At 72.9% G+C, this 8,208-nt stretch carries 7 protein-coding genes; 3 read left to right on the top strand and 4 right to left on the bottom strand.

What is annotated here, in order from left to right:
- Positions 1-956, bottom strand: a 956-nt coding sequence (locus ACI379_RS06780; RefSeq protein ID WP_439791318.1) for a SulP family inorganic anion transporter, incomplete at its 3' end; no start/stop codon positions are given.
- Positions 946-2,619 carry a SulP family inorganic anion transporter gene (locus ACI379_RS06775; protein ID WP_439791317.1) on the bottom strand — a complete coding sequence of 558 codons (1,674 nt, stop codon included), beginning with the start codon at positions 2,617-2,619 and terminating at the stop codon, positions 946-948. The genes ACI379_RS06780 and ACI379_RS06775, both read right to left, overlap by 11 nt.
- Positions 2,620-2,797: 178 nt before the next feature.
- Here ACI379_RS06775 and ACI379_RS06770 point away from each other — a divergent pair, with 178 nt between their 5' ends.
- Both ACI379_RS06770 and ACI379_RS06765 read left to right on the top strand, forming a co-directional pair.
- Positions 2,798-3,217 (top strand): hypothetical protein, encoded by a 420-nt coding sequence (locus ACI379_RS06770; RefSeq protein WP_439791316.1) that lies wholly within the window; start codon positions 2,798-2,800, stop codon positions 3,215-3,217.
- A gap of 37 nt (positions 3,218-3,254) precedes the next feature.
- Complete coding sequence (locus ACI379_RS06765) at positions 3,255-3,926, top strand: GAP family protein (RefSeq protein ID WP_439791315.1); 672 nt, start codon at positions 3,255-3,257, stop codon at positions 3,924-3,926.
- Positions 3,927-3,978: 52 nt separating this feature from the next.
- Here ACI379_RS06765 and ACI379_RS06760 read toward each other — a convergent pair whose 3' ends face one another.
- The gene (locus ACI379_RS06760; protein ID WP_439791314.1) at positions 3,979-4,380 is read right to left on the bottom strand and encodes a phage holin family protein; all 402 of its coding nucleotides are present in this window, start codon (positions 4,378-4,380) and stop codon (positions 3,979-3,981) included.
- Complete coding sequence (locus ACI379_RS06755) at positions 4,380-5,498, bottom strand: ATP-binding protein (protein ID WP_439791313.1); 1,119 nt, start codon at positions 5,496-5,498, stop codon at positions 4,380-4,382. The genes ACI379_RS06760 and ACI379_RS06755 overlap by 1 nt, the downstream gene beginning before the upstream one ends.
- A gap of 298 nt (positions 5,499-5,796) precedes the next feature.
- Between ACI379_RS06755 and ACI379_RS06750 the strand changes: the two genes are divergently transcribed.
- A complete protein-coding gene (locus ACI379_RS06750; protein WP_439791312.1) occupies positions 5,797-8,202 on the top strand; it encodes a LuxR C-terminal-related transcriptional regulator in 2,406 nt (801 codons plus the stop codon).
- The last annotated feature ends 6 nt before the right edge of the window (positions 8,203-8,208 follow it).

The raw sequence follows: 8,208 nt of genomic DNA, 5'->3' as shown, positions 1-8,208 counted from the left end.
GCCATCGAGGTGCCCGACATCGAGCCGCCCACGGGGATGCCCTGGCCCAGCGCCGCGAACAGGTTCGCCACGCCCTGACCGCGGAAGTCGCTGGAGGGGTCGGCGTACCGCCCGTCGGGGTTGGGGACCGAGGCGCCGACGGCTGCCCCCTGCACCAGACCGACGAGGGCCAGTGAGAGGGCCGGGACCAACAGCGGCAGCACGAGGTCGAGGCGCGGGGCGGCCGGCACCAGGGAGCCGGCACTGATCGAGGCGACGTCGCCGATGGTCGCGACCTGCAGGCCGGGGACCTGCGCGGCCAGTGCCGAGCTGAGGACGAGGGCCACGAGCATGCCCAGCGCGCCGAGGCGGGTCCGGGTGAGCGTCAGGACCAGGACGGCCGTCAGGGCCGCGGTCAGCACCGTGGGCGCGTTGAACGCCCCAGGCCGGGCCACGGTGTCCAGGGCCGCCAGCAACCGCTGGTCCTGTGCGGACTCGTACCCCGTCACGTGCGCCACCTGGCCCAGGGCGATGTTGACCGCCACCGCGGTGACGAAGCCCGCCATCACCGCGCTCGGCACGAACCGGACCAGGCTGCCCAGCCGGGCCAGCCCGAGCGCGAGCATGACGAGGCCGGTCAGCAGGGACAGGGTCACCAGCGCCGCGCTGCTGGTTGCCGGGTCCTGGGTCTGGGGGACGTCCGAGACCGTCACCGCCATCGCGCCCGTGGCCTGCACGGCCATCAGCACCGACCCGCTGGCCACCGCACCACCCAGCATGCCCGCCATGTACGCCTGCACCCCGTGCAGAGGGTTGACGCCGGCGAGCAGGCCGGCTGCCAGCCCGTCGGGGACGGCGACCGCCCCGAGCACCACGCCCGAGCGCAGGTCGCGCGGCAGCGTGCTGCGGTCCCCGAAACGGGTCCGGTAGCCACGCCAGCGCCGGGCCGGTCCCGGACGGGCCCGCTCAGCCGGCATCCGGACCCACGTCCAACCGGTCCAGCGCCTCGCGGTTGGTGCGGAAGGTCGCGACGCCGGAGAACAGCTCGAGCTCGGCCAGCCGGTCCGCGAGCCCGTCGGTCACTCGGCTCAGGTGGAGGGTCGTGCCGCGGGAGGCCAGGTCGACCTGCATCGTGGTGAGGCCCTGGGCGGCGGTGGTGTCGACGTCGGTCACGGACTCCACGTCGAGGACCAGGTGCCGCACTGGGCCGTCGGCCCCGGCCAAGGTCCGCTCCACCAGCTCGGTGAGGGCGCGAGCGTTGGCGAAGAAGAGCGGACCGCCCAGGCGCAGTACGACGACACCGGGTGCGGTCCCACCGTGCTGGCTCCCCACCTCTCCCTCGGCCGGAGGCGGTTGGCGCGGGTCGGTGAGCACCACACCGTGCGGCACGGCCGCCCGGCGGGTGAGGTTGACCAGGGCGAGGACGAACGCGACGAGCAGCCCCTGGAGGGGGCCGAGCGCCAGCACGCTGACGAAGCAGACCGCGGCGACCGCGAGCTCGTCGCGCGAGTGGTGCCACAGGTGACGCAGCTCCGCGACGCCGAGCAGGCGGGAGACGGCCACCAGGACGGTCGCACCGATGGCGGGGCTGGGGATCCCGGCGAGCGCCTCGGCGCCGAAGGCCAGGAGCAGCACCGCGGAGACGGCCAGCACGATCGCAGGCAGCTGGGACCGCGCGCCCGCCTCGTCCACCGCGGCGGTCCGCGAGGTGGAGGAACCAACGGTCAGGCCGCCGGTCAGCCCGGCCCCGATGTTGGCCAGGCCGTACGCGGCGAGGTCCCGGTCGGGGGCGTGCGGCTGCCCGTGGCGGTCGGCGTACGCCCGGGCCACCATCAGACCTTCGGCCACCGTGATCGCGGTCAGCGCCGTCGCGGACGGGACCAGCAGCAGCCACGTCCCCAGGTCGAGGTCGGGGAAGGCGAGCGGCGGCAACCCCGAGGGCACCTCGCCGAGCACCGCCACCCCACGTCCGGACAGGTCGAACAGGTGAGCCGCGAGGGTGGCGCCGACCATCACGACCAGCGCCCAGGGGGCGCGCCGCGAGAGACGGCGACCCCCGACCAGGACCGCGAGGCAGACCAGGGCCAGCACCGTGGAGAGCAGGTGGGTCTCGTCCAGCGAGGTCACCAGCCGGCGCAGCTGATCGAAGAAGCCACCGTGCCCAAGCTGCAGGCCCAGCATCTTCGCGACCTGGCTGACGGTGATCTCCAGCGCCAGACCGCCCACGAACCCGACCAGGACGGGGTGGGACAGGAAGTTGGCGAGGAAGCCGAGCCGCAGGCGGGCGCAGAGCAGGAACAGGACGCCACCCACGATCGCCTGGGCGGCAGCCATCGCGGCGTACTCGCCGGTCCCGCCCGCCACGCCCAGCCCGACGAGGCTGGACGCCACCAGGGCCGAGGCGGCCGCGTCGGGGGCGACCACCACCTGCCGCGAGGAAGCAGTCAGCGCGAAGACCAGGGAGGGCAGGACCAGCGCGTACAGGCCCGCCTGGGCGGGCAGCCCGGCGATCTGGGCGTAGCCGATGTTGAGGGGGACGGAGACGGCCACCAGCGTGACACCGGCCAGCAGCTCGGTCACCAGGTTGTCTCGGCGCAGGCCGGGCAGGAGTCGGCGCTCGGTCGGCGTCAGGTCGCTCACTGCAGCGACTGTGCCGAGAACCGGCGTCCGGCGCCACGACAGCGCCGCCCTCTCATCCTCTCCGGGTGATTGTCGCCGCGCCGCCCGGTCGGTGCTGGACGGCCCGGGGCAGGCGTCGGGACTCTCGGAGGATCGAGACCGTGCAGCCCACACCGGGCTGCGAAACGTTGGAGGAACAATGAAGTCACACGTCCGTCGTGGTGCCGCGGTGCCGGTCGTCCTGATGCTGGGTGCCGCGCTGCTGCTCACCGGGTGCTCGGAGTCCACCGAGGAGAAGGAGGCGGCGGCCTGCGAGTCGTACCAGGCATACGCCGAGGCGGTGGCCCGTCTGGACACGCTGGACCAGGCCTCGAGCGTGGACGAGATCGCCGACGTGCGCGACGACGTCAAGGCCGCCCACGAGACCCTCGTCGAGGACCTCGAGGCGGTCGCGGACGACCGTGACGACCAGCTCGTGGCGGCGTGGGAGGCGTTCGGCAAGGCTGTCGACGACATCGACGGGGACGCCACCGTGCCCGAGGCAGCGGCCAGTCTCTCCGAGGAGGTGGCGGCGATCCGCGCCGCCCGCGAGCAGGTCGCCGCGGACCTGACGTGCTGACCGCGACCCGGGCGCGCACGGGCGGACGGGGGACGACGTGAACGTCGTCCTGGGGGAGATCCTCCCGCTCGCGGTGGGCATCGCGATCAGCCCGGTCCCGATCATCGCGGCCCTGCTGATGCTGATGTCGCCGGCGGCCAAGCGCACCGCGCCGCTGTTCCTCATCGGCTGGCTCGTCGGCATCGCTGTGGCGGTGACCGTCTTCGCCCTGCTGGGTGGGCTGGTCCCCGAGGCAGCCCCAGGTGCCAGCAAGCCGGTGCTGGCGGTCGTCCAGCTCGTGCTGGGAGCTCTGCTCCTCCTGCTGGCCGTACGTCAGTGGCGCAGCCGTCCCGCGCCCGGAGAGCAGGCGGACCTGCCGGGCTGGATGGCCGGCATCGACGCCTTCTCGCCGGTACGCGCCTTCGCGCTGGCCGCTGCCCTGGCCGCGCTCAACCCCAAGAACCTCATGCTGGCGGCCAGCGCCGGGGTGAGCGTCGCGAAGGCGGGGCAGGACGTCACGGGCAACGTCGCCGCGCTGGCGGTGTGGGTGCTGATCGCCGGAGCCAGCGTGGCCGTCCCCGTCGTCGGTGCCCTGGTGGCTCCCGGCTGGGCGGGCCGCGTGCTCGGCCCGCTGCGGCAGTGGCTCGAGGCCCACAACGCCGCGGTGATGACCGTGCTGTTCCTGGTGCTCGGCGCCAACCTGTTGGGCAAGGGGATCGGGGCTCTGTAAGCCTCCGGCGGCCGGCCGCTCCGCCGTACCCTCTGGTCAGGCCGGGGTGGGGTCAGCCCGCGCGTCGTGCGCGGGCTGACTTGACGCCCGCCTTGATCAGCAGCCAGGGCAGCATGAGCGTCGCCACGGCGGTGACCAGCCACACGATGACGGTGGACGCGATCCACGTGGCGGCGCCCCCGGTGATGGTCAGCGAGTCGCCCACCAGCGTGGCCACGAGCAGGGCGACGAAGGTCGCGACGAGGCCGGTGCCACCCAGGAACGCGCTCGCCCGCTGGGCGGCGACCTTGGTGAGGAAGGGGCTGATCACGGTCTGGATCACGGCGTAGATCAGCACCGTCAGCACGAAGCCGGCGGCCTCGACACGGACGCCGTCGAGCGCGCTGGCGGCCACCAGCAGGCCGATGGCGGCGGAGCCGAGGAAGACGAGGGTGCTCACGAGCAGGCGGATCATCAGGACTCCTTGGGGAGGGGGGTGGTGTTGCGGACCGGGGGTACGGGGACGTCCGAGCCGCCCTCGGGGGTGAGGCGGTCACCCATCTGGACGCGCCGCGGCTGGGCGACGAAGCCGCCCGCGAACAGGGCTTGACCCAGCGTGGAGGTCGGCGAGGCGTCGAGCAGGTGCCGGGGCACGGCGCCGAAGAAGCGAGCCACGTGGTCGAGGTCGCTGGGCGAGTTGGTACGCATCAGCGCGAGGTTGTCGCACTGGGAGAGCACCTGGGGGTGGATCTTGGACGGCCGCTGCGTGGAGAGCAGTAGCCACAGGCCGTACTTGCGTCCCTCCGCCGCGATCTGCACGAGACGGTCCACGACCGCACGCTGCAACGGGGTGGACGGTTCGGCGGGGCACAGGTTGTGGGCCTCGTCGATGACGACGAGGACGGGTTCGCGGAGCGCCCGGCGCTGCCACAGCCTGTCGAGCAGGGCCAGGGCCGCGGCCCCCGGCTCCTCTGCGTGACGGAAGCCGCCGAGATCCAGAACCATCGCGTCGGGTCGTGCGTCCAGTTCCTTCTCGATGCCGCTGCCGCCCCGTGCCCACACGTCCCACTGGGAGACCGCGAGGTTCGCGATACGCCGGCCGAGGGCTTGGCGTCCGGGCTGGTCCGAGGTGGCCAACGACGCCAGCATCGCCGCGCCGTCTTGAGGGCCGTACTCGCTGTCGAGCTCGCGCAGCGCCTGGTACTCGCCGGCGTCGGCGACGGGGTCCAGCCGCAGGACCGCGGCGCGGGCGGACATGTCCATGTCGACGAGCCGTACGCGCAGCGGCTGCGTGCCGGTACCGCCGTCGGCGGAGTACACCCGCACGTCGCAGGCCGCCAGCCTCTCCGCCTCGGCGGCCGGCGCCTGGGGGTGCGGCCGGCCCAGGTGCACGTAGTCGGAGTTGGGGTCGAGGACCAGCAGCGGCAGCCCGGTCCTCACCAGGAGCTGCTCGAGCACCACACCGAGGGCGTACGTCTTGCCCGAGCCGCTCTGCCCGCACCAGAAGGTGTGCCGGTTGAAGCGGCTGCCGTCGAGCGTGAACGGCTCACCGGACTCAAGGTCGTGGCCGATGGGGAGGGGAAGCGTTGGCAATGACCGGCCTTTCGTCGTGCGGCGCCGCAGGTGCGTGGCGCTCGGGGGCACGGTCTCACCAGCGGTGGGATCGCGCCAGCGCCGAATCCCGAGATGTGTCTGATCTCATCCTTCCGGGATGAGGCTGCGCCCCGGCCCCCCAGCCGCTACCGTGCAATCCATGCCCCTCCGGTCGCCAGGTCCGTGGGTCGGCCTGCCGTGGTTCCTCGCGACTCCTCCCTCCACCGTGCTCGACAGAATCGTACGTACCAGGGTCAGCGAGGCGCTGGACGCAGCGTCGGCCCGGTTCCCTCTCGTCATGGTGGTGGCCCCGTCGGGGTGCGGCAAGACCACCGCGGTGGCCCACTGGGCCAGCGCCCGCCCCGACACACTGTGGCTCACGGCCGTCGCTGGTCTGGACCTGGTCGGGCTCGTCCGGGCCGCGCTGCTGGACGCCCAGCCGGTCGCGAGCATGGACCTCGTCTCCCTCGGACCTGCGGAGGACCCGCGGTCCGTGGTCGAGCTCCTCCAGCAGCTGCGCAGCCCCATCACGATCGTCATCGACGACGCCCACGTGTTCGACGTGAGCGTGCTCAGGTCCAGCCTCCTGGCTGACCCCCTGCTGGCCGCGGGAGTGCTCCGGGTGGTGCTCGTGGGCAAGCCGGGCATGGTGCAGGAGAACACCAGACTCGTGCTCGACGGACTCGCCGGTGTCGTCGGCGCCCGCGAGCTCGCCTTCACCGAGGACGAGACCGCGCAACTGCTCGCCACCGGCGATCGGCGCCTCGACCTCGCCCCGGCCGAGGTGGTGCGCCGCACCGGTGGCTGGGCGGTCGCGGTGTCCCTGCACGCGCGCGCCGGCGGCGGGCCGGACGTACCCTCCGATTCCACGCCATCCGCCGAGCAGGTGCTGGGCGACTACGTGGAGCACGCCGTGCTCACCTCGCTGCCCGACGACGTCGTCGACTTCGTGCTCGATGCCACCACCTGCTCCCGCCTCGACGCCGCGCTGGCCACCGAGCTCACCGGTCGAGACGACAGCGCTCGGCTCCTCGAGTGGGGTGTGTCCAGCGGGCTGTTCCTCGACCGATTCACTGACGTCGGCGAGTCGGTGATGTACCGCTGGCACGACTCCTTCGCGTCGGTGTGCCGACAGATCCTGGAGCGCCGCGACCCCGCCCGCGCCCGGAGTCTGAACCTGACCGCCGCCCGCGCCCTCGACCGGCGCTATCCCACCGCGGCCGTGCGGCACGCGTTGAGGGCCCAGGACCCCGAGCTGGCGCTGTCGGTTCTGCACGGCTGCTGGCTGCGGTTCCTGCTGGAGTCGCAGGCGGGCGTCCTGGACCGGCTGTGCCTCTCCCTGCCGGAGCCGTACGGTCAGCGTCCCGACGTGCTGCTGGTGCGCGCGTGCTGCGCGGACACCCTCGGCGAGAAGGAGCGGGCGCTGGCGCTGGCCGATCGGGCCCGCGCCCTGGACCCTGTGCCCGGCGAGGGCGCCGCGTTCCTGACGGCCTTTGCTGAACTCCTCCTCATCGACGACCCGGGGCTCAAGGCGCTGGCGGCGGACCGCTGTTGGGAACTCTTGAACTCGCCGGAGGCCCGCCAGGAGCAGCCCCACGCCCTGTACCTGCTGGCCTGGGTCGAGCTGCGGCTGCGTCGGGACGCCGGTCGGGCCGTGGAGCAGCTCAACGTGGTGATGCGGATCGCGCAGGCGCGGGGCCTGACCCGCCTGGAGACCTCCGCGCGGCTGAACCTCGGGTTCGCGCTGACCTTCGCCGGCCACTTCCGGCGCGCCGAGCAGCTGCTGAGCAGCACGGTCGAGCAGGACGAGAAGACGTACGGGTGGCAGCACTTCGACGGGGGCCTGATCGCCTTCTCCGGTGCCTTCGCCGCCTACTGGCGTGGTGACCTGGAGGACGCGCTCGCGCGGCTCGGGCAGATGATCGTCGACACCGATGACCGCACCTCGTTCCTGGCCCTGGGGCGTGTCTTCTACGCGCTGACCGTGGTCGGCCTGCGGCGCGAGCAGCTGTACGCCGACGCCGAGTACCACCTCAGCCTGGTGCCCAACGAGCCTCGCCACGGGGTGCCGTGGCTGTCGTACAAGCGGATGGCGGCCGCCTGGCTTCAGGGCGTACGGGGACGGACCGAGCAGGCGCGTGGTCTGGCGGTGCCGCTGGCCGAGGAGGACGGCATCCCGGCCACCCACGTGCTGACCGGCGAGCTCCTGCGGTGCATGGGCGAGCCCGGGCTTGCGCTGCGCATGCTGGATCGCGTGGGCAGCGGCCCCCGCGCCGGGTACGTACAGTGCCAGCTGCTGGTGACCACGGCACTGATGGAGGCTGCCGCGGAGCGCACCGAGTCCGCGCACCGCTACCTGGAGCGGGCGCTGGACGTGGCCGGGGCGGAGGGCCTGCTGCATGCCTTCATGGGCGAGGACCCGCTGCTGGCCGAGTTGCTGGCCGCTCACCCGCGCTACGGAACCCGTCACGACGCGGCGCTCGGGGAGATCGCGCTACGGCGCGACCGGGCGCGCAGCAACTCCTTGGAGTTGCTCACGCCCCGTGAGCAGGAACTCTTCCAGTACCTACGCACCGCGATGACGACCCAGGAGATCGCCGACGACCTCCACCTGTCGCTCAACACGGTGAAAACGCACCTCCGGTCGATCTACCGCAAGCTCGGCGTCACGAACCGCCGCAGCGCCGTCAAACTGCTGAGCTGACCCTCA

This window comes from Nocardioides sp. (assembly GCF_051876515.1).
Lineage (GTDB): Bacteria > Actinomycetota > Actinomycetes > Propionibacteriales > Nocardioidaceae > Nocardioides.
Note: the sequence above shows the minus strand (reverse complement) of the source record. Positions and strands in the feature narration are given on the sequence as shown.

Excerpts from the sequence above, each read along its gene's own strand:
- ACI379_RS06760 (WP_439791314.1), bottom strand. The coding sequence starts at position 4,380 with ATGATCCGCCTGCTCGTGAGCACCCTCGTCTTCCTCGGCTCCGCCGCC.
- ACI379_RS06770 (WP_439791316.1), top strand. The coding sequence starts at position 2,798 with ATGAAGTCACACGTCCGTCGTGGTGCCGCGGTGCCGGTCGTCCTGATG.
- ACI379_RS06750 (WP_439791312.1), top strand. The coding sequence starts at position 5,797 with ATGGTGGTGGCCCCGTCGGGGTGCGGCAAGACCACCGCGGTGGCCCAC.